The following is a 24639-nucleotide window of genomic DNA, read 5'->3' on the forward strand; positions in this document are numbered from 1 at the left end:
TGGACGGCCGTATGCGTAGCGGCGGGGCGGCGCCCAACGCTCGAAGCCGGGGTTGCCCACGGCTCGGCGAGTGAACCAGCGGGATACCGCGATGTCATTCAGACCATTGCTTGGTGACGGACGGGTTCGGAGCCAGGACGAGAAGTCGGAGCCCCTGCAAACCGCGTCATGGGTCAGCTCCTCGATCGTCTTCGACAACCGGCGGTGGGCGTGCCGGGAGGCGGAGCTCCGCTGGACAGCCCCTCATCATCTGATCGTGCTGACCGAAGAAGGCGGCACGTCCCATACATCCATCCGGCACGAGGCACGATCCCTTTACGACGGAATGGACCGTCCCGGAGCCCTCACCTTCGTCCCGGCAGGCGCGGAACGACAGGGCTTCTATCGCGATGTAAACCTCTCCTATTCAGCCCTGTGGATCGATCCCGATATCGGGCTTCCCGGATGCGAACGCCTGAGGAACCTGCCTATACTGGTAAACAAGAAAGACGCGGTCGTCGCCACGCTGCTGAGTTCGCTTCGTGACGAGATGGCACTCGGCCACAAGCCAGACACTGCCTATGTCGAGCATCTGGTCGCCCTCGTCAGTCTCCGCGTGGCCAACCTGAGCCGGGAGCAACCGCGGTTAGTACGTCACGGCTGTCTCAGCCGCCGGGCACTTGGTCGCGTTCGGGATTACATCGATGCGCATATGAATTCCGACATTTCGCTAAGCGAGCTGGCAGCCGCCGCGGGCATGGCCGTCGACAGTTTTGCGCGTCGCTTCAAGGCGACGACCGGCCTTGCACCCTACGCCTATGTGATCGAGGAACGGGTGCGGCGAGCGGAGGCGCTGCTGCGCGAAACGGGTTTGTCGATCGGTGTCATTGCCTTTCGGCTTGGCTTCTCAAGCCAGAGCCACTTCACCACGACCTTCCGACGTCTGAGGGGCATGACGCCTCGTGCCTATCGGCTGAATTCTTCTCCAGAATCCTGATAGTGCCGCCGGTTTCTTGAAAGAAAGCCGCCGCCCGCACTCCCACCTCCGGTGTCGTTGGGTGACAGAACCCGAGGGTTCGCTCGGGTCAAGTTGCCGTCTGCGCTTCATTGCGGCTGGGAGATCATGCATGGCCAAAACGGACAACAGGAGCGGGCCGACGCGTCGGATGGTATTGGAAGGCGGTGTTGCGACCGGGGTGCTCCTGGTTACTGGACTACCGGTTGACGCCGAGCCGGCCGAGACCGTCACGGCGGCTGCATCGTCCTCGCCGCTACCGACGATGACGATGTCGTTACGGATCAACGCGAAGGATCTTGCCGTCGAGCTCGACCCGCGGACGACGTTGCTCGACGCCCTGCGCAACCATCTCGGCCTCACCGGCTCGAAGAAGGGCTGCGACCACGGCCAGTGCGGCGCATGCACGGTGCTCGTCGATGGGCGCCGGATCAATTCCTGCCTGACGCTTGCCGCAATGCATGAAGGCGACGAGATCACCACTATCGAGGGCCTTGCCGAGGGTGACCGGCTGCATCCGGTCCAGGCCGCCTTCATCGCCCGCGACGGTTTCCAGTGCGGCTACTGTACGCCAGGCCAGATCTGCTCGGCGGTTGGCATGCTGGGCGAGGCGCGGGCCGGTTGGCCAAGCCATGCGAGCGCCGACGTGGCAGCGGCTTCCGTCGCTCTCACCGATGCCGAGATCCGCGAGCGGATGAGCGGCAACATCTGCCGTTGCGCCGCCTATCCGAACATTGTCGCTGCAATCCGCGACGCGGCAGAGGAGGCATGAGCAATGCAGTCCTTCACTTATGAACGTGCGGCGAGTGCTGAGCAGGCGGCGGCCGCGGTTGCGGCCCGGCCGGACGCCAAGTTCATCAGCGGCGGCACCAACCTGCTCGACCTGATGAAGCTCGAGATCGAGCGCCCAGCGCATCTCGTCGACATCAGCCGGCTGCCGCTTGATCGGATCGAGGAGACGGCGGAAGGCGGACTTCGGATCGGTGCCCAGGTCCGCAATAGCGATCTTGCCGCCGACCCGCGGGTAAGGTCGCGCTATCCGATGCTCACGCAAGCGCTGCTGGCGGGAGCGTCCGGACAGATACGCAACAAGGCCTCGACCAGCGGCAATCTCCTGCAGCGCACGCGCTGTCCCTATTTCTACGACCGCAACATGCCCTGCAACAAGCGCCAGCCGGGTTCGGGCTGCGCGGCACTTCAGGGCTTCAATCGCATGCACGCCGTACTCGGCGCGAGCGAAGCCTGCATTGCGGTCCATCCCTCCGACATGGCGGTCGCCATGTCCGGGCTCGACGCCAGGATTGAGACCGTCTCGCCCGGCGGCGAGACCCGCACGATCCCGATCGGCGATTTCCATCGGTTGCCCGAGGCGACGCCCCAGGTGGAGACCGTGCTCGGCCACGGCGAAATAGTCGTCTCGGTTGCCCTGCCGCCGCCGCCACCCGGCCGACAGGTTTACCGCAAGGTGCGCGACCGTGCTTCCTACGCCTTCGCGCTGGTGTCGGTGGCAGCAATCGTCGAGAAAAGCGGCGACCGTATCCGAAGCACTCGGATCGCCATGGGCGGCGTGGCAGCGAAACCCTGGCGCGCGACGGAGGCGGAGCGCGCGCTGGCAGGCGCGGCGGCATCCGACGGTGCCTTTAGCGACGCGGCCGAAGCCGCGCTCGCCGGAGCCGTCGGTCATGGCGCCAATGGTTTCAAGATCCCGCTGGCGAAACGGACGATACGGCACACGCTGGCTGCTGCCGCCGAGAGTGCATGAGGCGATGCGATGACAGAGACGACGACCCCGAACCGCTGTTCCCAGATGCCGGCGCCGAGCAGGAGATCGATATGAAACTCACGCGACGCGCCGTTGCCGCCGCGGGTGGCGGCCTTCTCGTCTCTGCCGCCACAGCCTGGGGCGCCACATCCGACCCGGGAGCTCGTCACGGGCTCGAGGCCGCCGTAGACGCCTTCTTTGCCGGCTGGGCCTCTGGCGACTGGACGGCATTCCTTGACTGTTGCGATGAGACGATGACCTTCCAATTCCCTGTCGGCGAGCAACGAGGCCGACACGGACCGCCAGAGGGCAAACGGGCACTCGCAGCCTGGACCGCCGCGCATCAAGCGCAGGGGAACAGGATCACGAAATCGACCGTCGATCTCAAGCTCTTCGCCGCCGACTGGGTCATCGTCTGCGATCGCGGGAGCGGGACAATCGGTGGCGCACCCTACACTGGCCTGCATGCGATCTTCATGCGAGCCGGCCCAACAGGGAGGCTGGTCGAGTTTCGCGAGTATTTCGGCGAGATCGCCGCGTGAGCTCCGGCCGCCGCGCGACGAACATAAAGGTGCGAGGAAGCGCGTCGTCGCGGCCTCGATGCCTCCGAACTCCAGATGAAAAATCTTTAGGTGACTTATGAACGAGACCATACCCGGACTGCCCGGCTCCGCCACCCATTCAAGGGTGAAACCTCGTGCCGATGCTGGCATCATCGGGCGGCCGATCGACCGCATCGACGGTCCGCTCAAAGTGACGGGCGGCGCCACATACGCTTACGAGAATGAGCTGGATGGTACAGCCTATGGCTACATTCTCGGCGCCTCCGTCGCCAAGGGCCGCATCGCCGAGATCGACACGGCCGAAGCCGAACGGGCGCCGGCAGTGCTGCTCGTCATGACGCACCGGAATGCGCCGGCCCAGCCGGATTTCGGCCCAACGGTCACGCCAACGGTGCCGGAGGTCTTCACGCGCCCCCGGCCCGCGCTCAACAGCGATCGGGTACGGCATTACGACGAGCCGGTCGCGCTGGTCATTGCGGAGACGTTCGAGGCTGCACGCGCTGCTGCGGGCCTCATCAGAGTACGCTACGACGAGGAGCCGGGCCTCTACGATCTACCGGGACATATCGCCGACGCCTACGCGCCAAAGCGGACCAATGCCGGCTTCGAGACCGACAGCGTGGTCGGCGACTTCGAGCGCGCCTTTGCGACGGCGCCGATCAAGATCGACTCCACTTACGGGACCCCCTTCGAACATCACAATCCGATGGAGCCGCATGCGACGCTTGCTGCCTGGTCAGGCAACGAGCTGACGATCCGAACATCGGCGCAGACCCTCGCGAACTTCCGGGCCGGGGTCGCCAGCACGCTTCGCATCCCGCTCGAGCGAGTGCGCATCGTCAGCCCCTTCATCGGCGGAGGCTTCGGCTCCAAGCTGATTGCCCATGCCGACACGATCCTGGCCGCACTTGCAGCGCAGGTGCTGCAGCGCCCCGTGAAGATCGCGCTGACGCGACAACAGATGTTCGCCAATGCCGGTCATCGCGCAGAGATGGTCCAACAGGTACGTCTCGGCGCGGACACTGACGGGCGGCTCACCGGGATCGCGCACGATGTCTGGTCGGCAACGTCCAGCTTCGAGGAGTACTGCGAACAAACGGCAGTTTTTGCGCGCTCGCTCTACGCGGCGCCGAACCGTCTCACCCGCCATCGCCTGGTTCCGCTGGACATCAACCGCGGCGAATGGATGCGCTCGCCCGGCGAAGCGCCCGGCATGCTGGCTTTCGAATGCGCCATGGATGAGCTCGCCGAGCGCGCCGGTCTGGACCCGATCGAACTCAGGATCCGCAACGAACCGGCACAGGATCCCGAGCGCGGCGTGCCGTTCTCCACCCGCAATCTCGTCGCCTGCATGGAGGAAGGCGCCCGCCGTTTCGGCTGGGAGCGGAGAAACCCGACACCGGGCCGAACTCGGGAGGGCCGCAAGCTTATCGGCCACGGCATGGCGGCGGCGATCCGTCCGAACTATATCGGCGCGGCGACGGCGCGGGTTGCGATCGACCGGGACGGTCGGGTGACGGCGCGGCTCGACATGACCGATATTGGGACCGGCACCTATACGATCCTGACCCAGATTGCCGCCGAGAGCCTCGGCCTGCCGATCTCGTCCGTCAAGGTGGAGCTCGGCGACAGCCGCTTCCCGCGTACCGCCGGCTCCGGCGGGTCCTGGGGCGCAGCAAGCGCGGGTTCGGCCTTGCATAATGCATGCAACGTCCTCAAGAAACAGATCCTGGAGGCGGCGCAGTCGAACGAAGCCTCGCCGTTGCGCGGCGCGAACGCCACCGAGGCAAGCTTTGCCGACGGCGAGGTCAGGGTCGGCCAGCGATCGGCGAGCCTGGCCGATCTTATCCGAGGGATCTCTCCCGACGGGCTCGAAGCCGAAGGCTCCGTAGCCGCGGGCGCCACCACCCAGTCATACAAGACCTATTCGCAGCATTCCTATGGCGCGCATTTCGCAGAGGTCGCTGTCGATTGCGATACCGGTGAAATCCGCATGCGCCGGATGCTGGCTGTGATCGGCGCGGGCCGTATCCTCAACGCCAAGACCGCGCGCTCGCAAATCATCGGCGGCATGACCTGGGGGATCGGTGCAGCGCTGATGGAGCAGACGGTGCTCGACCCGCGCTACGGCCACTTCGTCAATCACGATCTTGCCGAGTATCATGTGCCGGTCAATGGCGATGTCCCCGATATGGAGGTCGCCTTCCTCGAGGAAGACGACGACAAGGCCAACCCGCTTGGCGCAAAGGGTCTCGGCGAGCTCGGCGTGTGCGGTGCGGGGGCTGCTGTCGCCAACGCCGTTTACAACGCGGCCGGCGTGCGAGTGCGTGAATTTCCCATCACCTTGGACAAGGTGCTGCCTGCCTTACCTGTGATCGCCATTTGACGCTCTCCTCCCTCGCCCTCAACGGTGACCAGGTCGAAACGGATCGCTATTTCTGCGCCATCGATGACGATGCCGGTGGTTGACAGCGCTTTCCGGTCCTTCCATACAAACGCCGTCAATGTTCTCAGGGCGGGCCGAAAGTCCCCACCGGCGGTAAGGGTCTCGGCCCAAGCCCGCGAGCGCTTTCCGGTTAGCCGGAGGGGTCAGCAGATCCGGTGTGATTCCGGAGCCGACGGTCACAGTCCGGATGGAAGAGAACGAAATGGAAGACGGTCCGCTTTCGCGGTTCGGACTCCATATCGTGCGTCCTGATTCTGGTTCGAAACGGAAGGATGGACCCATGAATCAGCATTCCCACAACGACTATGAAACGATCCGCGTTGCCGTCATTCGCGCGCGTTGGCATGCCGATATCGTCGACCAATGCGTTGAAGCATTCGAGGCGGAACTGGCGGTTCTCGGAGAGAAACGCGTTGCCGTCGATGTCTTCGATGTGCCTGGCGCTTATGAGATTCCCCTGCATGCAAAGACGCTTGCCGTGACCGGCCGCTATGCCGCTATCCTCGGCGCCGCGTTCGTCGTCAATGGCGGCATCTACCGGCACGAGTTTGTTGCAAGCGCGGTCATCGACGGCATGATGAATGTGCAATTGTCGACTGGCGTGCCGGTGCTTTCGGCGGTGCTGACGCCGCATAATTACCATGACAGCGCGGACCATCACCGCTTCTTCTTCGAGCATTTCAGGGTCAAAGGCAAAGAGGCGGCCAGTGCCTGCGTGCAACTGCTGGCGGCACGCGAACACATCGCGGCGTGAAACCTCCACCGCCGGGTGGAAATCCCGGTAAGGCGCTGTAGTATCTCACGAAGCAGGAGGATGCCGGTGCAGACCAAGAAGATCATCAATGACGGCAATCGCTCCGTCGACGAGATGCTGGAGGGTATTCTGGCCGCGCATCCGCGCCACCTCAGAAGCGCGGACGGCAGTCCGCGCGCCATTATCGCCCGCGACGGACCGCGCCCAGACAAGGTCGGCCTTGTCATCGGCGGCGGCTCGGGCCATGAGCCGACCTTCCTCGGCTTCGTCGGCAAGGGGCTGGCCGACGCCGCCGCGATCGGCAATGTCTTCGCCTCGCCGCCGCCGGACCCGATCCTCGAATGCGCCCAGGCGGCCAGCGGTGGCGCCGGCGTGCTGTTCATGTACGGCAACTATGCCGGCGACGTGATGAACTTCGACATGGCCGCCGAAATGGCGGCAATGGACGACATCGAGGTGCGCACCGTGCTGACCACCGACGATGTCGCCTCGGCGCCGCGCGACCAGAGGCAGAAGCGGCGCGGCGTCGCCGGCAATTTCTTCATCTTCAAGGCCGCCGGTGCCGCATGCGACCAGATGCTGTCATTCGATGAATGCGAGCGTATCGCCAGGAAAGCCAACGATCACACCTTCACCATGGGCGTGGCGCTGTCGCCCTGCTCGCTGCCGCAGACCCGCCGGCCCAATTTCGAGATCGGCCCGGACGAAATGGAGATCGGCATGGGCATCCACGGCGAGCCAGGCACCGCGCGTGGAAAGTTGAAAACGGCCGACGAGATCACCGACGAAATGCTGGACAAGGTCCTCGACGAGATGGCGCCGGCGCGCGGCGATAAGGTCGCCGTTCTGGTCAATTCGCTCGGCTCAACGCCGTTGATGGAGCTCTACATTATGAACCGACGCGTCAAGCAGAGGCTGGATGACGTCGGTATTTCCGTCCACGCGACCTGGGTCGGCAATTACTGCACCTCTCTCGAAATGGCCGGCGCCTCGGTGACGCTGATGCATCTCGACGGCGAGTTGCAGGGGATGCTCGACCATCCTTGCGACTGCGCCATGTTCCGCGCCGGCTGAGAAAGCATCATGACCTCGATCGATTCAGTCGGCTTGAAAAGAATGTTCGATGAGATCGCGGCGGCGATCGACGCCGACAAGGACAGGCTCTGCCAACTCGACGGCGTCATCGGCGACGCCGACCATGGCATCGCCATGGCACTAGGCTTCACTGCTGCGCGCGATGCACTAGCGCAACTCGACCTCGCGGCGACCGAGCCGACGGCGCTGCTCAACACTGCGGCGAAATCCTTCCTCAACGCGGTCGGCGCCTCGTCAGGCCCGCTCTATGCGACCGCCTTCATGCGCGGTGCGGCCGCCGTCAAAGGCAAGGCAATTCTGGAGGACGCTGACATCATCGCCATGCTCCGGGCGATGGCGCAAGGCATCCAGGATCGCGGCAAGGCCGAGCTCGGCGAAAAGACCATGGTCGACGCCTGGCTGCCGGCGGCGCAAGCAGCGGGTGCCGCGCAGGAAGCTGGCAAGAGCCTGTCCGAGAGCCTGGAGGCTGCACTTGCAGCGGCCGAACGAGGTGCCGAGGCGACCAAGGACATGATCGCCGCCAAGGGCCGCTCATCGCGGCTCGGCGAGCGCTCGCTCGGGCATATGGACCCCGGCGCCGCATCGGCGGTGACGATCATCAGAGCGATGCGGAACAGTCTGGCTTAACCCCGCTTCGCCGCGTCGAGCCTGTCGATCGCCTGGACATTGCCGGCCGATGGTCCCTTCTCATCGAATTCCGATGCAAGCCATGCATCGACGATCGACTTGGCCAGTTCCGGGCCGATGACGCGGGCGCCCATGGTGATGATCTGGGCGTTGTTGGATTTTGCCGCGCGCTCGGCCGAATAGGTGTCGTGGGTGAGTGCGGCGCGAATGCCGGGCACCTTGTTGGCGGATATGGATACGCCGATGCCGGTGCCGCAAAACAGGATGCCGCGATCGTTTTCGCCGTCCAGGATGGTCTGCGCGAGCTTCTGTGACAGGTCGGCATAGTAGCCCGACTGGCTGAGGTCGCTAACCGTGAGGCCGGGCTGGGTAGCGAGGTGAGCGGCAATGACGTCGAGCAGCGGCTTGCCGGCGCTATCAGCTCCAATGGCAATTTTCATGTTCCGTTTCCTTCCTGTTTGATGATTCAGATCGCCGCCGAGGCGCGCTTGAGGATGTCGATATAGCCGTCCGCCTGCCAGGCCGAGCGGCCGATGAACAAGCCGTCGATGTTGGGCTGGCCGACCAGTTCGGCGGCATTTTGAGGATTGACGCTGCCGCCATAAAGCACCGGCGGCACCGCCGGCAGCAGGTCGCGTGCGATTTTCTTGATTAGCGCCTGCTGCCTGTCGGCATAGTCCGAACTGGCCGGCACGCCCTTGTCGCCGATCGCCCAGACGGGCTCATAGGCAAACAGGATCGTCGCCGCCTTCGCCGCGCCTTCGAGAAACTGCAGCGCGCCGTGCACCTGCAAGGCCAGCACCGCAGCGGCCTGCCCGCTGTCGCGTTGAGCCAAGGTCTCGCCGACGCAGATGAGTGGCACGAGACCGTGCTTCACCGCCGCCGCAGTCTTCAGCCCGACAGCCTTGTCGGTCTCGCCGAAATGCTCGCGCCGTTCGCTGTGGCCGAGCTCGACCATGTCGAGCCCGCAGTCTTTCAGCATGACCGGCGAGATCTCGCCGGTCCAGGCACCGGCGTCGGCCCAATGCATGTTCTGCGCGCCGACCTTGATGCGCGTCGGCGACAGCGCTTTCTTGACCTCGCGGATCGCCGTGAAGGGCGGGATGACGAAAGGCTGGATGCGCTCGTCGAAACCGGGGACGAACTCCGCCAGCGCCTCGGCGAAAGCCAACGCCTCGGCGAGCGTCTTGTTCATTTTCCAGCTGGTGCCGACCCAATAAACCATACGTGCCCTCCTATTCTGCGATCACTGTCAGCGAAACGCCGGCACCATCCAGCGCGGCGCGCATCTGCGGCTGCGGCTCGCGGCCGGTGAAGACCGTGTCAAAGGCCTTGAGATCTGTCAGGAAGTGCAAGGCAGTGCGGCCGAATTTCCCATGATCGACCAGCAGATATTTGCGCGCTGCTGCGGCCATCATCAGCCGTTTGGTCTGGACCACTTCCTGATCCTGGTGAAAGGCAGAGGCACCATGGATGGCCGATGACGACAGGAACGCGACATCGGCGCGCAATGACTTCAGCGTGTCCTCGGCGAGCAGGCCGAAGAAGCCGTGAAACTTCTTGTTGTATTGGCCGCCGAGCGCAATCAGGTTGATGCCGGCAACGCCCGCCAAATCCTGGATGACAGCCAGATTGTTCGAGATCACCGTCAGCGGACGCAGATCGGCAAGATGCCGAGCAACGCCGCCCGCGGTTGAGCCGTCGTCGATGATCACCGTCTGACCCGGTTCGATCATCGTCACGGCAGCGGCGGCGATGCGCTTCTTCTCGTCGCCGGCCAGCCGCTGGCGGTAGCGGAAATCGCTCTCGAAAAGGCTGCTCGGCTGGATCGAGGCGCCGCCGCGCACCTTGCGCAGGAAGCCGCTTTCCTCGAGCTCGTCGAGGTCGCGGTGGACAGTCATCTTTGACACGCCGAAGCGTGAGGCAAGATCGTCGACACTGGCGGTGCCGATGTCCATCAGAAAATCCATGATGCCTTGGCGACGGCCGTCGCTCTTCATTTCCGCGGCTTCCTCGGGCAATCCGGTTCCGAGATATAACAGCAAACGTCGCACAAGCCACCAAATTTTTGTGATAATGTTATATCTCTATGGGATATCATGACGCTTCTGGTCGCGTCCTGTAACAAGAATTGCTGCTGGCCGAGCGCCCAGCGGTTGCGGTGGCGCGGAAATCCGGCCAGAAGCATCAGGGGCTCGACGACAACCGAACGGCCCGCAAACACTGGCTCGAAACCGGATACGGGAGACTACTGAGTGGCTCGCATCACACTGAGACAATTGCTCGATCATGCCGCCGAATACGGCTATGGCGTGCCTGCCTTCAACATGAACAATATGGAACAGGGCCTCGCCATCATGGAGGCAGCCGAGGAGACCAAATCGCCGGTTATCCTGCAGGCGAGCCGCGGCGCGCGAGCCTACGCCAACGATGTGGTGCTGGCCAAGCTGATCGACGCGCTGGTCGAAATCCATCCCGATATCCCGGTCTGCATGCATCTCGACCATGGCAACAACGAAGCGACCTGCGTCACCGCGATCCAGCACGGCTTCACCTCCGTGATGATGGACGGATCGCTGAGGGAAGACGGCAAGACGCCGGCCGACTACGCCTATAATTCCGGCATCACCCGCCGCGTCGTCGACATGGCGCATTGGGGCGGCGTCTCGGTGGAAGGCGAGATCGGCGTCCTTGGATCGCTTGAGATGGGCGGCGGCGAGCAGGAAGACGGCCATGGCGTCGAGGGCGTCATCAGCCACGACCAGCTGCTGACCGACCCGGTGCAGGCCGAACAATTCGTGCGCGACACCCGTGTCGATGCGCTGGCCGTCGCCATGGGCACCAGCCACGGCGCCTACAAGTTCAGCCGCAAGCCGGACGGCGCTGTACTGGCCATGAACGTCATCGAGGAAATCCACCGCCGTCTGCCGAGCATGCATCTCGTCATGCACGGCTCGTCCTCGGTGCCGGAGGAGTTGCAGGAGATCATCAACAAATATGGCGGCCAGATGAAGCCGACATGGGGCGTGCCGGTCGAAGAGATCCAGCGCGGCATCAAGCACGGGGTGCGCAAGATCAATATCGATACCGACAACCGCATGGCGCTGACCGGCGCAATCCGCAAGGTGCTGACCGAGAACCCGAGCGAATTCGATCCGCGCAAATATCTGACGCCGGCAATGGCCGCGATGCGGAAGCTGTGCAAGGAGCGCTTCGAGCAATTCGGCACCGCCGGCAACGCACCGAAGATCAAGCCGGTGCCGCTGTCGGAAATGGCCAAGCGCTACAAGTCCGGAAGCCTCGATCCGAAATTTGGCTGACGTATTCCGGTTCTGAGCAGGAGCTGCCTCAGCTCCTGCTCATCCGATCATTCTCGCGGCAAGAGATCGGCCCTGCCGGTCTCGATAAATGGTGCCCAGTAGTCGACCGACTCGCGGATCATGGCGATGACCTGGTGGTCGACGGGCTCGCGCTCGCGGAACGACAATTCGAGGCAGATCTCGTTGTCGACGCCGCCGCCACGGCGAACCGTCTCCAGCAGCTTTTCCGGCGTGATGCGGCCGTCCTTGTTGTGAGCGGCAATGAACGGCCAGTGACCACCCTTGTTCATCGACGACTGCTTGACGTGGATGATCGGCGATTGCCTGGGAAAGGCTTCGGCCCAGGCATAAGGGTCGGTGTCCGCCGGATTGCTCGAGGTCACGTCGCCATGGTCGATGTCGACCATCATCTTGAACGGGACGGCCATGCCGGCCGCTTCGATCTCGCGCTGCAGTGCCCGGCAGCTTTCGATCGTATGGCCGAATTCGCGGCCGACCGACATCGGCTCCCAGAACAGGTAGGTCAAGCCGGCTGCTTTGGCATGCTCGGCGACCTCGCGCCAGCATTCCAGCGCGATGTCGAAAAGCCGCGCGCGACGCTCCGGATTGTCGTAATCCCGGTGGGTGAAGATCGCGAATTGCGTGCCCATGCCCGCGGCGCCGAGCTCGGCCGAAACTTCTGAAAAGGTCTTGAACCAGTCGACGTAGTAGCGCCGCACGTCGGCATCGGGATGGCCGAAATGATTGAGCCGGCCGTAAGGGCCGGTCATCGCGGAGGTCACGCGCACACCGGTGCGGTTGAGCGCGGAGCGGAACAGGCGGACGAATTTGGCGATCGTCGCCGCCGGCCAGCCGGGATTGACGAATTCATGGGTGAGTTGGACGTCCCTGATACCGATCTGATAGGCGATCGCGTCGATCAGGTCGTCCGGCTCCGCAAAGCGGTTGACCAGCGGATTGGTGTTGAGCGAAAGCGTAAAGGCCATCAGCCGGCCTTTGCCAGCCGGCTCGAGCACCAGTCCTCGAAGGCGGTTCTTTCCTCGGCGGACAGATGCAGGCCGTGCTTGGTGCGCCTTTCGAGAATATCGGCGGCGGTCTCGGCCCATTCATGCTCGAACAGGTAGTTGGCTTCGCGCTCGAAAAAATCCCTGCCGAAGCGCCGGCCCAGTTCGGCGAGCGAGGTGGCCGCGCCGACCAGATCGCGCGTCCTTGTGCCGTAGAGCCTGCCGTAATGCTTGACCAGCGATGCCGGCATCCAGGGAAATTCATGGCCGAGGTCGCCCAGAAACTGCTCGAAATCGGCATTGGCGATATCGCCGCCCGGCAGGTGCCCTATCGAGGTCCACGGCTTGCCCATTTTCGGAAAGAACGGGGCGATACGGTCGAGCGCGTGCTCGGCCAATTTGCGGAAGGTGGTGATCTTGCCGCCGAAGACCGAAAGCAGCGGCGCCTGCCCAGCCGGTGCGTCGAGTTCGAATATGTAATCGCGGGTCACCGCGCTCGGATTGTCGGCATTGTCGTCATAGAGCGGCCTGACGCCGGAAAACGAGTAGACGACGTCGCTTCGTGCGAGCTGGCGCTTGAAGTAGCGATTGACTGCCTTGATCAGGTAATCGATCTCGCTCGCATCGGCGGTCACGTCCTCCGGTCGCCCTTCATAGGGAATGTCAGTGGTGCCGATCAGCGCCAGATCGTTCTGATAGGGATTGATGAAGATCACCCGCTTGTCGCTGTTCTGAACGAGATAGGCCTGCCGCCCTTCCCAGAATTTCGGCACAACGATGTGGCTGCCCTTGACCAGGCGCACGTTGCGCCTGGAATTCTGGCCGGCGACGCGGTTGATGACGTCGTTGACCCAGGGTCCGGCGGCGTTGATCAGCGCCCGTGCCCGGACTGTGGTCCTGACGCCGGTTCGACCGTCGCGCATCTCCACCGACCACAGGCCGTTTTCGCGACGGGCGGCGGTGCAGGCAGTGCGGGTGAATATCCTGGCTCCGCGCTCAGCGGCGTCGAGCGCGTCGATGACGACCAGGCGAGCGTCATCGACCCAACAGTCGGAATATTCGAAGCCGCGCTTGAAGGCGTCCTTGATCGGCGCGCCTTCGGGCGCGGTGCGCAGGTCGAGCGTACGCGTGGCCGGCAGTCGCTTGCGGCCGCCAAGATGGTCGTAGAGGAACAGGCCGAGCCGCACCAGCCAGGCCGGCCGATCATCGGGGCTGTGTGGCAGCACGAAGCGCATCGGCCAGATGATGTGTGGCGCGGATTCGAGCAGCACCTCGCGCTCGATCAGCGCCTCCCGCACCAGGCGGAACTCGTAATATTCGAGATAGCGCAAACCGCCATGAACGAGCTTTCCCGATCGCGAACTGGTGCCCTCGGCAAGATCGTCCTTTTCGCAAAGAATGACCGACAGCCCCCGGCCCGCCGCATCGCGCGCGATTCCGGCGCCATTGACACCGCCGCCGATGACGAAGAGGTCGACGATTTCGGTTTCACCGTTCATCTCGCTCTATGCCCTGTCGTCAGCATGGATTGACCGGAGGCAGCCCGGCGATGTAGCGGCGCACTTCCTCGGCCGCCTGCTCGGCCGCGTAGGTCACGGTGCGTACCGACGCGCCGGCGATATGCGGCGTCAGCGTCACGTTCGGCAGTTGCAACAGCGGCCAGTCGGCAGGCACCGGCTCGACGGCGAACGTCTCCAGCATAGCGCTGCCGATCTGCCCCGAGACGAGCGCCTCGTAGAGCGCATCGTAGTCGACCAGCGGTCCGCGCGCGGTATTGACGAAGATTACGCCGGGTTTCATCCGGGCGATGGCGTTCTTGCCGATCAGGCCGCGCGTCTCCTCGGTGACCCGGGAATGCAGCGTGACCACATCGGAGCGCGACAGCAGATCGTCCAGCGCAACCAGTTCGACGCCGGCATTGCGGTCCTCGGCGCTCAATTGCACATAGGGATCGCAAACCAGGATGCGGCAGCCGAAGGCGCGCAGCAGGCGAACCAGCCTGGTGCCGATATTGCCGTAGCCAATGACGCCGACGGTCATTTCGTTGAGCTCGCGGCCGGTGCGATCGGCGCGGTAGAGATCGCCGCGCCATTCGCCCTTGCGCAAAGCTTCGTGACCGACGCGGATCAGCCGCGTTTCAGCGAGAATGGCGCCGATGGTGAACTCGGCCACGGCGCTGGCGTTGCGGCCGGGCACATTGACCACGGTGATGCCGTGGGCCTTGGCGGCGGCCATGTCGATGTTGATCGGTCCGCCGCGCGAGACCGCAACCAGCTTGAGCGTGGGCAGGCGCTGCATCATGCTTTCGGAGAGCGGCGCAAGCTGGGTGACGAAGATTTCGGCGTCGCCGATGAAATCCACCACCTCGTCGGGATCGCCGAAATACTCCTTGACCTTGTCCAGACCAAGCGCGGCATTGCCGAATTGCATCGGCTCGTCGGGCCAAGCGGTCTCAATGCTGCGGATGTCGAGATTGTCGCCGCAGGCCGCCTCGATTTTCTCGCGAAACACTTCCGGAAGCATGAAGCGGTCGCCGATGATCGCAATTTTCTTGGGCATGCTCTTCTCAATTCACGTCGGTTTGCCTGGACGCGGCCATCGAACGCCAGACCGGCCGCAGCGCCTCATGCGCCAATGTGTAGGACGGAGCCATCGCCTCATAGGCAGCGGCAAGTTTCCGATCGCTGGGTTCGGCCGTACGGAGCAAAGGCGTGACCCATTCGCTGACGCAATCGTCCATCGATGCGTACTGGCCGACGCAGACCGCAGCAATCATTGCGGCGCCCGCAGCACCGGCCTCCTCGCGCTCGCTGGTGCGAATGTCGGCGCCGACCGCAGCACCCAGGATCTTGCGCAGAGCCGGGCTCCTGGCCGCTCCGCCGGTCAGGCGGATTTCCTTGGGCAGTGGCCCCATGGCGGCGTAGCAATCGCGTGCCGCGAAAGCCAGCCCCTCGTACACTGCGCGGACCATGTCGGCATAGCCGTGCCTGGACGAAATGCCGATGAAGCCGGCCCTGGCATTGGCATCGACGAACGGGCCGCGCTCGCCGGCCTCCGAGACATAGGGCTGGTAGAGCAGCGAGCCTGGCTCGGACGACGATATCCACTGGTCGACCAGCGTGATCATCTCGCCATTGGTCCGCGTAATACCTTGCGAGGCGAGAATGCCGGAGGCGAGGCCAAGGACCCAGTCGATATTGAGCGTTGCCGCCATGTTCGACTGCATCTGCGCAAAGACGCCGGGTGCCGGCATCGTCATCGTGTAGCCGGTTGCAGCCTCGTTGAGCAGAACCTCGTCCGACGTTTCGGCAAGCCGCATATGCATTCCGGTGGAGCCGATGATCGAGCATCCCGGCTTGCGTTCGCGATCGAACAGGCCGGCGCCGAGCGCCGTGCAGGCGACATCGACATAGGCCAGAACGACCGGTGTGCCGGCGAGCAGGCCGGTCGCATCGGCTGCTGCCACCGACAGCGAGGTGCTTTGCCTGGTGCCATCGACGATGGGCGGCAACAGATGCCGGAGATCGGTGACGCCGAGTACCTCGAGCACATCATCGCAATAGCCGCGCGTGCGGAAGTCGCCGAAGGTGAAGGTGCCCTCGGACGGGTCGGTGGCGCGGTGGCCGGTCAACTTGAAATAGAGCCAGTCCTTGCAGTGGAACGCCGTCGCTGCATTGGCAAGCATCGCGGGCATGTGGCGCTTCATGAACACGAACTGCGATCCCTGCTGGCAGGCAGCGAGCCCGCTGCCGGTCTTTTCGAAGCGCAGCCGGTCCTCCGGCCGCGCGCGGATCTCCTCGACGACCGCGGCAGCGCGCGCGTCGAGCCACAGCCAGCCCTTGGCAACCGGCTCGCCATCCTTGTCGATCAGCCAGGTACCGTCGCCCTGCCCGGTCACGGCGATGGCAATGGTCCGGCTGGCGAGATCTGGCACCTTGTCGGCAAGCTCGCGCAAGGTCGTCGCGGTATCGGCCCAGGTGCGTGTCAGGTCCTGCTCGGCGCCGCCGCCCGGCAGTGTCTCGTATTTATTGGGCAGCGCGGCGGACGCGATCTGCCTGCCCGCCGTGTCAAAGGCGACGGATTTTATGACAGACGTGCCGGCGTCGATGCCGATCAGCACATCCTGCATCAAGCAAGCTCCGTGCCGTGCGAAATGGCATTGCCGCTCGCCTGATCGAAGACGTGAAGGTTTTTCGGATCGATGCTGATCTTGATCGGCGCGCCAAGCTCCAAGCGGGTTCGGTCATGTTCGACCAGGACCAGCGAACCGCCGGCGAAATCGGCGGCGATATGGGTCTGGTCGCCGAGCCATTGATTGGCCGAAACCGTCGCCGGCACACCATCCTTCGAGCGGCGGACCGCATAGGGCCTGACGCCGATGACGACGCGCTGCCGGTTGAGCAGTTCGTCGCGAACCGGGCCGCTGAACGCATCCTTGTCGTAGTCGAGCGAAAGCCCGTCGGGCAGCTTGAGACTGATCTTGCCGGCAGCCGTGCCGACATAGGCCTCGAAGACATTCATCGGCGGCTCGCCAACGAAGGTGCCGGTGAACAGGTTTGCCGGCCGCTCCTTGAGCCTGTCAGGCGTATCGAACTGCTGCAGCACGCCGCCCTCCATGACAGCGATGCGATCGGCCAGCGCATTGGCCTCGGTCTGGTCGTGGGTGACCAGAATCGCGGTCAGGCCACGCTCCTTGATGAAATGCTTGATGCGGCCGCGCAGCACGGCGCGAAGCTGCGGCTCGAGCTGGCCCATCGGCTCGTCCAGCAGATGCAGGTCGGCCTCGCGGATCAGCGCCCGGCCGAGGCTGGCGCGCTGCTGCTGGCCGCCGGAGATCGAGCTCGGATAGCGCTCGAGAATGTCCTCGATCTCGAGCAGCTTGGCGATGTTGGCAACCTTTGCATCGACCGCACTCTTCGCCAGCCTGGCGGCCTTGAGGGCGAAGGCCATGTTCTCGCGCACGGTCAGCGGCGGGTAGAGCGAATAGCCCTCGAAGGCCATTGCGACGTTGCGCCTGACCGGCGGCAACGTGTGCACCTTGCGGCCGGCAACCGAGATGCTACCGCGCGAGACCTCTTCGAAGCCTGCGATCATACGCAATGTCGAGGTCTTGCCGCAGCCGGACGAGCCGAGCAGCGCCACGATCTCGCCCTTGGCGATTTCCATCGTCAGGTTCTTGACGGCGTGTACGCCACGGTCGATCGGACCGTAGAACTTGTCGACGCCCGAAATGGTGATTGCGGTCGGGCTCATGCCGCTTCTCCGCTGCGCAAATTGACGACGTTTTTCGAGCCGATGCGCTCGCCGCTTGTGCGATCGAACAAAAGGGCGCTTTTACTGTCGACGGCGATGTAGACCTTGCCCTCGGATTGGCCCGGTGTCCCGGACGGACGCGAGACCAGGATTTCACGGCCGCGCACGGTACGCACCAGCGTGACGATCTTCTCGTTGAGCGGCGTCTCGGCCTCGACCGTCACCGGAATGGCGCCGGGCGTGCCTTCGTCAGCAAAGGCCAGCGCTTCCGGCCGCAAACCGATCACGCAGTCGCGGCCGACCGCCGCCTCATGAGCGCCGGCAAGATGGACCTGGACGTTGGACAGGCCGACATAGATGCCCTTGGCGTCCCGCGCCGGCTTGACGTCCAGAAGGTTGATGGTCGGGTCGCCGAACAGCCGGGCAATCTCGACATTGGCCGGCTCGCGATAGATCTGCTCGGGCGTGCCGAGCTGTTTGACGACGCCCTGCGACATCACCGCGATGCGGTCGCCGAGCGCCATCGCTTCCTTGTAGTCCTGGGTGACGTAGATGACGGTCGCGCCACGATCCGCCAGCAGTCTTGGCAATTCCAGCCGCATTTCGAAGCGCAATTTGGCATCGACGTTGCGCAAGGGATCATCGAGCAGCAGCAGCGGCGGCGAGCCGACCAGGGCGCGGGCAAGCGCGGTGCGTTGCTTCTGGCCATTGGACAGCGCCCGCGGCTTGTGGCTGAGCACATGGCCGATTTTCAACAGCTTGGCGACGCTCTCGACGCCGGTCTTTATCGTGCCTTGCGATGAGTGCTTCGCCTGCAGCGGCGTCGCAATGTTATCGAACGCCGTCATATGCGGGAACAGCGCGAAGTTCTGAAATGCCATGCCGACGCCGCGGAACTCGGCGTCGAGATCGGTCATGTCCTCGCCGCCGATGAGTATCTTTCCCTCGTCGGGGTCGATGACGCCGGCCACCAGCCGCAGCAGCACGGTCTTGCCGGCGCCGGACGGCCCGAACAGGACCAGCGTTTCGCCGTCGGCGACGGTTAGCGACAGATTGTCGAGAACAGTCTGGCTTTTATAGCGCTTGACGATGTTTCGCAGTTCGAGGCTTGCCATCGGACTATCCTTTCACCGCGCCAAGCGACAGGCCTTCGACGAGATAGCGTTGCGCATAGAGCGCGAGCGCCAGCGTTGGCGTGATCGACAGCACGATCGCCGCCGAGATCTGGCCATACTGGATGCCCGAGGAGGTGATGAAGGCGAGCGCGCCGACCGTCACCGGCTGCTTGTCGGCCGAGGCGAGCACCAGCGCAAAAACGAAATTGTTCCAGGCAAAGATGAAGGCGAGCAGACCGGCAGCGGCAATGCCTGGGCCGGCGAGCGGCAGCGCGATCTTGCGGAAGGTGGCAAACCAGGAATGTCCGGCAATGCGGTAGGCGTATTCGATGTCGGCGGGAATGTCCTCGAAATAGCCGCGCACGATCCACAGGATCAACGGCAGGCAGATCAGCTGATAGACCCAGATCAGCCCGATATAGGTGTTGGCCAGCCCGAGCTTCTGGAAATAGAGGGTGAGCGGCAGGAGCACCAGCAGCGCCGGCGCAAACCGGAACGACAGCAGCGTAAAGGCAATGTCCTCCGAGCCGCGGAATTTGTGCCGCGCAAAGGCGTAGGCCGCCGGAACGCCGAGCAGCAACGCGACGGCAACCGAGGTGACCGACAGGAAGACGGAATTCCAGAGGTTGCGCATGAAGGCGATGTCGAGCGTGCCGGCCGCCGTCATCAGCTTGCCGGTGATCAAGGCAGTGTAGTTGGCGAGCGTCGGCTCGAAGACAAGCTGCGGCGGAATCCGCAGGATTGTCTCGTTGGTCTGGAACGACATCATCAGGATCCAGACGATCGGGAACATGAAGAAGATCACGACCAGCGCCAGGGCAATGCCGCGCAGGATGCGTTCGAGAAGCGAGGTGTGTTCCACGCCAGCCTCCTATGCCTGGCCGCGGGCGCGTTCGCGCAGCCGCAGCCAGTTCTTGATGAAAATGTTCGAGAGGAAATAGGTGATCGCCCACAGGATGATCATCAGTGCCGCCGAGCGGCCGACATTGGTCGACTGGAAGAAATTGAGATAGGCCTCGACCTGGAACACGGTCAGCGTGTCGCCCGGACCGCCCTGCGTCATGGCGTAGATGATGTCGAACTGCTGGATGGAATCAAGCAGGCGGAACAGGGTCGCCGTCAGGATGTAGGGGGTCAGCATCGGCAGTGTGATGCGGAAGAAGACGAAGCTGCGTGGCACGCCGTCGAGTGCTGCCGCCTCGAAGGGCTGCGTCGGCAGGCTGCGCAGGCCTGCAAGCAGCAGGATCATGATGAAGGGCGTGTAGACCCAAATGTCGACGAGCACGACGGTGAGCAGCGCCGTCGACGGAGACGAGGCCCAGCGGAAATCCTGCAACCCGATCAGGCTGGCGAGATAGCTGAGCACGCCGAAACCGGGATTGGTCATCAGCTTCCACATCAGCGCGGCGAGCGCCGGCGCCGTCATCAGCGGCATCAGCAGCATGATCGAGATGAAGTTGTTCAGCGTCGAGCGCTTTTGCAGCAGCATGGCGATGCCGAGACCGAGAAGCAGTTCAAGCACAACGGTGATGCCGGCGTAGAGCAGCGAGATCTCCAGCGTATTCCAGAACTTCGGGTCGGTGAAGAAGGAGATATAGTTGTCGCCCCAGTTGAACTGCCGCGCCCAGGGCTGGCTCAACCGGTAGCGCTGGAACGAATAGACCACCGACGTCAGGAACGGGATCAGGATACCGATGCAGACCAGCAGAGCCGGCAGGCTGAGGAGATAGGGCAGCACCCGCTTGCTGATCCTGAAGCCCGACGGCCTGTTTCTTTGTATTGTCGCCGCAGTCATCGGCTGCTCCGTCATCCTGTTGCTTCGCCGTCCCGGCCGCCCAAGGGAGCAAGGCGGCCGGTCGGGCGAGCAGGCGGCACCTTTCGGGACCGCGTCGCAAACGTATCACATCTCAAAGGCTGGCCCGCGGACGGGTCAGCCTTGGCCGCGGCTTAGCCGAGCCCGGCTTCCTTGAGCTGGCTGTTGATGCTCTCGGCCAGCTTGTCGAGGCCCTCGTCGACCGGCACTTCCTTGGCCACCATCTTCTGCAGCGTCGCCGCCCATTCGGTGGTGAGATCGAAGAACAGCGGCTGCGGGGTGAACTTGATGCTGGCGCCCGGCGCCGAGACGTCGAACATCTCGACATAACCCGGATAGCTCTTGTTCAGCTTCTCGCGGAACATCTCGTCGTTCCAGACCGACTGACGAACCGGATTGACGAAGTCCATCTTGGTCGCACCGAACAATGCATGCTCGGGTCCGGATGCCCATTGCATGAAGTACCAGGTTGCGTCCTTGTCCTTGGAGAAGTTGGACATCGACAGCGACCAGATCCAGATATTGGGCGTCGGCGCCTTGGCGGCAGGATTGGCCTTGAATGCCGAAAAGGCGAGCTTGCCGGCCATCTTGTTGTCGCCGCCATTCATGAAGTAGCCAAGGATGTCGGCGTCGTAAATCATCGCCGAAGCACCTGCACCGAGATCGGTGCCGACCTGGTACCAGGTGTAGGTCGACCAGTCCTTCGGGCCGCTCTCCTGGATCATCTGGACCCACTGCTTGTGGAAAGCCTTGGATTCGGCGGTGTTCATCGCGGCCGACAGCTTGCCGTCAGCCGAGACGTTCAGGTCCTTCTGGTCGAAATTGGCGTAGGCCGACAGGAAGCCCGGGTGGATCGTTGCCCAGGAGCGCGAGCCGCGCACGCCGATGCCGTAGACGCCACCGCCGACGTCCTTGGTGAGCTTCGCCGCCGTAGCGACCATCTCATCCATATTGCCGGGAACGCTGACGCCGACCTTGTCGAACATGCCCTTGTTGTAGGTGATGTTGTTCTGCTCGAAGCCCCACGGAATGCACCATTGCTTGGCGTCCGCCGAACCGAGGGCGCCGCCCGGCTGGCCGTTCCAGGCGCAGGAGTTCTTGACGCCGGGCAGGAAGTCGTCCCAGGCATATTTCGGGTTGGTCTTGGCCGGATCCTTGATCCATTCGTTGAGGTCGGTGATCCAGCCGGCCGGACCGTAGGTCCAGGTCATGTAGGCGCCGGTCATGAAGGCATCGTATTCGGGCGAGCTGGCCGACAGCGCAGCGGTAACCTTGTCGAAATAGACGTCTTCGGGGAACACGTCATAGACGACTTCCATGCCGGTCAGCTTCTTGAAATTGTCGAGGTTGGCGATCATCGCATCGGCGTAAGGATGCTTGTTGAGCAGCAGCTTGATGGTCTTGCCCTTATGCGCCTGCCAGTCGAAATCAGCCGCCAGGGCGCGGGTCTGCCCGAAATTGAGCAGTGTGCCGGCGGTGCTGGCGGCAAGGCCCATTGCACCGAGGCCCTTGATCAGCCCACGGCGGTCGACTTGTCCACGCAGGAATGCGTCGATGAGGTCTTTCTCTTTCTCATGCATTTCTCTTCTCCTCCACAGGGTAGTTTCAACGAAATGGTTGCCGGCTACCCGACCGGCGTCTGTTCCACGAGCGATCGCGCCGTCCGCTCGTCGGTTATCAAGCCTTTGAGATAACGGCCCTCCAGCACTGACTTGATGGCGCGAACCTTCACCTTGCCGCCGGCGACGGCGACAATCCTGCGGTTGCTGATGTCTTCGCGCGCCAGTGCCAGCGCCCGGTCGGAAAGCGTCGTCGCAACGGCCTTTCCGGCATCGTCGAAGAAATGGCCGAGCAGTTCGCCGACACCGCCGTTGCGGCGGATCTCCTCCATCTCGCCCTTCTCGATCATGCCGGTGGCGACAAGCGAGGCCTCACGTTCGGCGGTGCCGATGCCGGCGATGAGCAGGTCGGCGGACTTGGCGAGGTCGAAGACATCGCTGACGCCTTTCTGCCCGAGCAACACTGTTCGATCCTCGACCGTGTTGGCGAACATCGGTACGGGCATCACATAGGCCTCCGCACCAGTCCGCTCGGCGACGCGGTGGATGACGTCATGCGGATTGGCCGAGAACTTGCGCGTCAGGCCGCCAAGCAGCGAGACGAAACGGATCCTGCCGGCCGATATGCGCGGCAGATATTCTACGCAGGCGGCAAGCGTGCGGCCGTGGCCGACGCCGATCAGCGCCTCTTCGCCGCGTTCGATCTCGCGCTTGAGAAACTGCGCGCCGGCAATGCCGAGCGCCTTGAGCGGCAGGTCTTCGGCATCGAAGTCCGGAACAACCTCGCAGTAGTCGAGGCCGTACCGGCCGGACAACTCATCCTCAAGCTCCACGCATTCTGAGACTTCGCCGTCGATGTAGACTTTGACCAGGCCTTCCTGATTGGCCTTGGTGATCAGGCGATGCGCCTTGAGACTGGTCAGGCCAAGCCGTTTGGCGACCTCCGACTGGGTCAGGCCGCCGGCATAGTGAAGCCAGGCAGCACGGGCTGCCATGCCGGTCTCATCGTCGCGCAGCAGGCCGTTGCCAAAACCAACCATTTCCGCCCTTTGATATTTTTATCAATTGCTGCAAAATTTTTCACAAGGCGTCGCCCGAGTCAAGCAACCGCTGCGTTTAAATCTCCGGCCAGGAGCTTGCCGGCCGGGGCCGAATAGAGCCGCGCTAACCAACGGGCAAGAAACAACACCGACCGCGCGCCATTTAAAACGTTTGCAATTTCGCTTGAAGTGATTACAAACGTTTCAAACTTCGTTCGGGAGGAACGATGCCGGCCCGCGTTACGACCCTCAAGGAACTTGCTGCGCAGCTCGGCCTGTCGATCACGACCGTTTCGCGCGCCCTTGCCGGCCACGAGCAGATCGCCTTGAAAACGCGCCAACGTGTCACCGAGGCCGCGCGCCAGGCCGGCTACGTGCCGAACACCGCAGCCCGCACGCTGGTCTCCGGCCGAAGCGGCTTCGTCGGCATGGTACTGCCGATCCGCGGTCCCAATCTGGTCGATTCCTTCCTCGGCGAATTCGTCACCGGATTGGGCGAAGGGCTGGTTTCGCACGGCTCCGACCTGATCCTGGCCGCAGCACCGCAAGGCCAGTCGGAACTTTCCGTGCTTCGCCATGTCGTCGAATCCGGGCGCGCCGACGGCGTCGTCGTCACCCGCATCGCCGAGGTCGACGAGCGGCTTGCCTATCTGCGTCACCGCAATTTCCCGTTCGTCGCGCATGGCCGGCTGCTCGACGGCGACTTTGCCTACCATTGGCTCGATACCGATGGCGCGCACGCATTCGGCGAGGCCTTCGACATGCTCTACGATCTCGGACACCGCCATTTCGGCCTGGTGACGATTTCCGAGCCGATGACATTTCGCCATCTCAGACAGGACGGGCTCGCCGCCGCGATCGCCCGCCGGGGCGATCCGTCCGTCAGGCTCGATGTGGCGACGGCGCCGCGTTTCGATCGCGGTGCCCGCATCCAGGCAATCATCCGGCTTCTGCACGCCACCGAGCGGCCGACGGCGATTGTCGCGCTGTTCGACGAGCTGGCGCTGACTGTGATGGAAGAGGCGGGGCGCGCCGGACTTGCCATTCCTCGCGACCTTTCGGTGATCGGCTTCGACAACATAGCCGCCTCCGCCTATGCGCCGCCGGGGCTGACCACTTTCGACGCCTCGATCCGCCGGTGCGCGCGCGAGATCGGCGAGATGCTGCTGACCGTCATCGGCGACAGGCCGGACGCGCCACTGACGCGGCTGGTCCGGCCGACACTTGTCTCGCGGGCAAGCCATGGCCCGGCACCCACAGGACGGAACTGACGCCTTAGCGGCGCACAACCAGG

Annotated in this window: 23 protein-coding genes and 1 riboswitch; of the genes, 10 read left to right on the forward strand and 13 right to left on the reverse strand. The window is 63.7% G+C overall.

The features are described 5' to 3' along the window. Window positions 1–91: 91 nt before the first annotated feature. The 8 genes from NKJ20_RS08385 to dhaL all read left to right on the forward strand — a co-directional run bounded on the left by NKJ20_RS08385 (window position 92) and on the right by dhaL (window position 8241). Entirely contained in the window at window positions 92–976 is an 885-nt protein-coding gene (locus NKJ20_RS08385; protein ID WP_352743508.1) for a helix-turn-helix domain-containing protein, read from the forward strand. A 130-nt stretch (window positions 977–1106) separates the two neighbouring features. Continuing rightward, window positions 1107–1766 carry a 2Fe-2S iron-sulfur cluster-binding protein gene (locus tag NKJ20_RS08390; RefSeq protein WP_352743509.1) on the forward strand — a complete coding sequence of 220 codons (660 nt, stop codon included), beginning with the start codon at window positions 1107–1109 and terminating at the stop codon, window positions 1764–1766. A 3-nt stretch (window positions 1767–1769) separates the two neighbouring features. After that, on the forward strand, window positions 1770–2756 hold the full coding sequence (locus NKJ20_RS08395) for an FAD binding domain-containing protein (protein ID WP_352743510.1): 987 nt from the start codon (window positions 1770–1772) through the stop codon (window positions 2754–2756). A 71-nt stretch (window positions 2757–2827) separates the two neighbouring features. Continuing rightward, entirely contained in the window at window positions 2828–3298 is a 471-nt protein-coding gene (locus tag NKJ20_RS08400; protein WP_352503006.1) for a nuclear transport factor 2 family protein, read from the forward strand. Window positions 3299–3395: 97 nt separating this feature from the next. After that, window positions 3396–5705, forward strand: a complete 2310-nt coding sequence (locus NKJ20_RS08405) for a xanthine dehydrogenase family protein molybdopterin-binding subunit (protein WP_352743511.1) — start codon at window positions 3396–3398, stop codon at window positions 5703–5705. Between the two features lie 116 nt (window positions 5706–5821). Further along, window positions 5822–5968, forward strand: a riboswitch (FMN riboswitch). A 77-nt stretch (window positions 5969–6045) separates the two neighbouring features. Continuing rightward, on the forward strand, window positions 6046–6519 hold the full coding sequence (locus NKJ20_RS08410; RefSeq protein WP_352743512.1) for a 6,7-dimethyl-8-ribityllumazine synthase: 474 nt from the start codon (window positions 6046–6048) through the stop codon (window positions 6517–6519). A 66-nt stretch (window positions 6520–6585) separates the two neighbouring features. After that, window positions 6586–7593 carry a dihydroxyacetone kinase subunit DhaK gene (locus tag NKJ20_RS08415; RefSeq protein WP_352452423.1) on the forward strand — a complete coding sequence of 336 codons (1008 nt, stop codon included), beginning with the start codon at window positions 6586–6588 and terminating at the stop codon, window positions 7591–7593. Window positions 7594–7602: 9 nt separating this feature from the next. Then, window positions 7603–8241 carry a dihydroxyacetone kinase subunit DhaL gene (gene dhaL, locus NKJ20_RS08420; RefSeq protein ID WP_352452422.1) on the forward strand — a complete coding sequence of 213 codons (639 nt, stop codon included), beginning with the start codon at window positions 7603–7605 and terminating at the stop codon, window positions 8239–8241. On the opposite strand, the gene derI is transcribed toward dhaL, so the two are convergent. The 3 genes from derI to NKJ20_RS08435 are packed head-to-tail and all read right to left on the reverse strand — an operon-like array spanning window position 8238 to window position 10241. After that, window positions 8238–8681 (reverse strand): D-erythrulose-4-phosphate isomerase, encoded by a 444-nt coding sequence (gene derI, locus NKJ20_RS08425; RefSeq protein WP_352452421.1) that lies wholly within the window; start codon window positions 8679–8681, stop codon window positions 8238–8240. The two genes, dhaL and derI, sit on opposite strands and share 4 nt — an antisense overlap. 26 nt (window positions 8682–8707) lie before the next feature. Next, the gene (locus NKJ20_RS08430) at window positions 8708–9466 is read right to left on the reverse strand and encodes a triose-phosphate isomerase (RefSeq protein ID WP_352452420.1); all 759 of its coding nucleotides are present in this window, start codon (window positions 9464–9466) and stop codon (window positions 8708–8710) included. Between the two features lie 10 nt (window positions 9467–9476). After that, complete coding sequence (locus NKJ20_RS08435; protein WP_023676017.1) at window positions 9477–10241, reverse strand: DeoR/GlpR family DNA-binding transcription regulator; 765 nt, start codon at window positions 10239–10241, stop codon at window positions 9477–9479. A 255-nt stretch (window positions 10242–10496) separates the two neighbouring features. Here NKJ20_RS08435 and fba point away from each other — a divergent pair, with 255 nt between their 5' ends. Further along, window positions 10497–11561 carry a class II fructose-bisphosphate aldolase gene (gene fba, locus NKJ20_RS08440; RefSeq protein ID WP_352452419.1) on the forward strand — a complete coding sequence of 355 codons (1065 nt, stop codon included), beginning with the start codon at window positions 10497–10499 and terminating at the stop codon, window positions 11559–11561. Between the two features lie 47 nt (window positions 11562–11608). Here fba and NKJ20_RS08445 read toward each other — a convergent pair whose 3' ends face one another. The 10 genes from NKJ20_RS08445 to NKJ20_RS08490 form a co-directional block, all read right to left on the reverse strand. After that, window positions 11609–12547 (reverse strand): sugar phosphate isomerase/epimerase family protein, encoded by a 939-nt coding sequence (locus NKJ20_RS08445; RefSeq protein WP_352743560.1) that lies wholly within the window; start codon window positions 12545–12547, stop codon window positions 11609–11611. After that, window positions 12547–14064 carry a glycerol-3-phosphate dehydrogenase gene (locus tag NKJ20_RS08450; RefSeq protein ID WP_352452418.1) on the reverse strand — a complete coding sequence of 506 codons (1518 nt, stop codon included), beginning with the start codon at window positions 14062–14064 and terminating at the stop codon, window positions 12547–12549. The genes NKJ20_RS08445 and NKJ20_RS08450 overlap by 1 nt, the downstream gene beginning before the upstream one ends. A gap of 19 nt (window positions 14065–14083) precedes the next feature. After that, window positions 14084–15124 (reverse strand): 2-hydroxyacid dehydrogenase, encoded by a 1041-nt coding sequence (locus NKJ20_RS08455; RefSeq protein ID WP_352452417.1) that lies wholly within the window; start codon window positions 15122–15124, stop codon window positions 14084–14086. Between the two features lie 7 nt (window positions 15125–15131). Further along, the gene (locus NKJ20_RS08460) at window positions 15132–16694 is read right to left on the reverse strand and encodes an FGGY-family carbohydrate kinase (protein WP_352743516.1); all 1563 of its coding nucleotides are present in this window, start codon (window positions 16692–16694) and stop codon (window positions 15132–15134) included. Further along, window positions 16694–17818, reverse strand: a complete 1125-nt coding sequence (locus NKJ20_RS08465) for an ABC transporter ATP-binding protein (RefSeq protein ID WP_352680414.1) — start codon at window positions 17816–17818, stop codon at window positions 16694–16696. The genes NKJ20_RS08460 and NKJ20_RS08465 overlap by 1 nt, the downstream gene beginning before the upstream one ends. Further along, on the reverse strand, window positions 17815–18933 hold the full coding sequence (locus tag NKJ20_RS08470; RefSeq protein ID WP_352743518.1) for an ABC transporter ATP-binding protein: 1119 nt from the start codon (window positions 18931–18933) through the stop codon (window positions 17815–17817). Before NKJ20_RS08470 ends, NKJ20_RS08465 begins: the two co-directional genes overlap by 4 nt. Before the next feature lie 4 nt (window positions 18934–18937). Further along, window positions 18938–19795, reverse strand: a complete 858-nt coding sequence (locus tag NKJ20_RS08475; RefSeq protein ID WP_023676025.1) for a carbohydrate ABC transporter permease — start codon at window positions 19793–19795, stop codon at window positions 18938–18940. A gap of 9 nt (window positions 19796–19804) precedes the next feature. Then, window positions 19805–20728, reverse strand: a complete 924-nt coding sequence (locus tag NKJ20_RS08480; protein WP_352452414.1) for a carbohydrate ABC transporter permease — start codon at window positions 20726–20728, stop codon at window positions 19805–19807. Window positions 20729–20880: 152 nt separating this feature from the next. After that, the gene (locus tag NKJ20_RS08485) at window positions 20881–22326 is read right to left on the reverse strand and encodes an ABC transporter substrate-binding protein (protein ID WP_023676027.1); all 1446 of its coding nucleotides are present in this window, start codon (window positions 22324–22326) and stop codon (window positions 20881–20883) included. A gap of 44 nt (window positions 22327–22370) precedes the next feature. Beyond that, window positions 22371–23345 (reverse strand): sugar-binding transcriptional regulator, encoded by a 975-nt coding sequence (locus NKJ20_RS08490; protein ID WP_023676028.1) that lies wholly within the window; start codon window positions 23343–23345, stop codon window positions 22371–22373. A 227-nt stretch (window positions 23346–23572) separates the two neighbouring features. Here NKJ20_RS08490 and NKJ20_RS08495 point away from each other — a divergent pair, with 227 nt between their 5' ends. After that, the gene (locus NKJ20_RS08495; protein WP_352743520.1) at window positions 23573–24616 is read left to right on the forward strand and encodes a LacI family DNA-binding transcriptional regulator; all 1044 of its coding nucleotides are present in this window, start codon (window positions 23573–23575) and stop codon (window positions 24614–24616) included. Window positions 24617–24639: the final 23 nt, after the last annotated feature.

This window comes from Mesorhizobium sp. M0185 (genome assembly GCF_040322175.1).
In the GTDB taxonomy this organism is placed as follows: domain Bacteria; phylum Pseudomonadota; class Alphaproteobacteria; order Rhizobiales; family Rhizobiaceae; genus Mesorhizobium.

Excerpts from the sequence above, each read along its gene's own strand:
- NKJ20_RS08470 (WP_352743518.1), bottom strand. The coding sequence starts at position 18,933 with ATGGCAAGCCTCGAACTGCGAAACATCGTCAAGCGCTATAAAAGCCAG.
- NKJ20_RS08490 (WP_023676028.1), bottom strand. The coding sequence starts at position 23,345 with ATGGTTGGTTTTGGCAACGGCCTGCTGCGCGACGATGAGACCGGCATG.
- NKJ20_RS08450 (WP_352452418.1), bottom strand. The coding sequence starts at position 14,064 with ATGAACGGTGAAACCGAAATCGTCGACCTCTTCGTCATCGGCGGCGGT.
- NKJ20_RS08405 (WP_352743511.1), top strand. The coding sequence starts at position 3,396 with ATGAACGAGACCATACCCGGACTGCCCGGCTCCGCCACCCATTCAAGG.
- NKJ20_RS08430 (WP_352452420.1), bottom strand. The coding sequence starts at position 9,466 with ATGGTTTATTGGGTCGGCACCAGCTGGAAAATGAACAAGACGCTCGCC.
- NKJ20_RS08435 (WP_023676017.1), bottom strand. The coding sequence starts at position 10,241 with ATGAAGAGCGACGGCCGTCGCCAAGGCATCATGGATTTTCTGATGGAC.
- NKJ20_RS08400 (WP_352503006.1), top strand. The coding sequence starts at position 2,828 with ATGAAACTCACGCGACGCGCCGTTGCCGCCGCGGGTGGCGGCCTTCTC.
- NKJ20_RS08390 (WP_352743509.1), top strand. The coding sequence starts at position 1,107 with ATGGCCAAAACGGACAACAGGAGCGGGCCGACGCGTCGGATGGTATTG.
- NKJ20_RS08385 (WP_352743508.1), top strand. The coding sequence starts at position 92 with ATGTCATTCAGACCATTGCTTGGTGACGGACGGGTTCGGAGCCAGGAC.
- NKJ20_RS08495 (WP_352743520.1), top strand. The coding sequence starts at position 23,573 with ATGCCGGCCCGCGTTACGACCCTCAAGGAACTTGCTGCGCAGCTCGGC.
- NKJ20_RS08410 (WP_352743512.1), top strand. The coding sequence starts at position 6,046 with ATGAATCAGCATTCCCACAACGACTATGAAACGATCCGCGTTGCCGTC.
- NKJ20_RS08480 (WP_352452414.1), bottom strand. The coding sequence starts at position 20,728 with ATGACTGCGGCGACAATACAAAGAAACAGGCCGTCGGGCTTCAGGATC.
- dhaL (WP_352452422.1), top strand. The coding sequence starts at position 7,603 with ATGACCTCGATCGATTCAGTCGGCTTGAAAAGAATGTTCGATGAGATC.
- NKJ20_RS08485 (WP_023676027.1), bottom strand. The coding sequence starts at position 22,326 with ATGCATGAGAAAGAGAAAGACCTCATCGACGCATTCCTGCGTGGACAA.
- NKJ20_RS08445 (WP_352743560.1), bottom strand. The coding sequence starts at position 12,547 with ATGGCCTTTACGCTTTCGCTCAACACCAATCCGCTGGTCAACCGCTTT.
- NKJ20_RS08455 (WP_352452417.1), bottom strand. The coding sequence starts at position 15,124 with ATGCCCAAGAAAATTGCGATCATCGGCGACCGCTTCATGCTTCCGGAA.
- NKJ20_RS08395 (WP_352743510.1), top strand. The coding sequence starts at position 1,770 with ATGCAGTCCTTCACTTATGAACGTGCGGCGAGTGCTGAGCAGGCGGCG.
- derI (WP_352452421.1), bottom strand. The coding sequence starts at position 8,681 with ATGAAAATTGCCATTGGAGCTGATAGCGCCGGCAAGCCGCTGCTCGAC.
- NKJ20_RS08460 (WP_352743516.1), bottom strand. The coding sequence starts at position 16,694 with ATGCAGGATGTGCTGATCGGCATCGACGCCGGCACGTCTGTCATAAAA.
- NKJ20_RS08465 (WP_352680414.1), bottom strand. The coding sequence starts at position 17,818 with ATGAGCCCGACCGCAATCACCATTTCGGGCGTCGACAAGTTCTACGGT.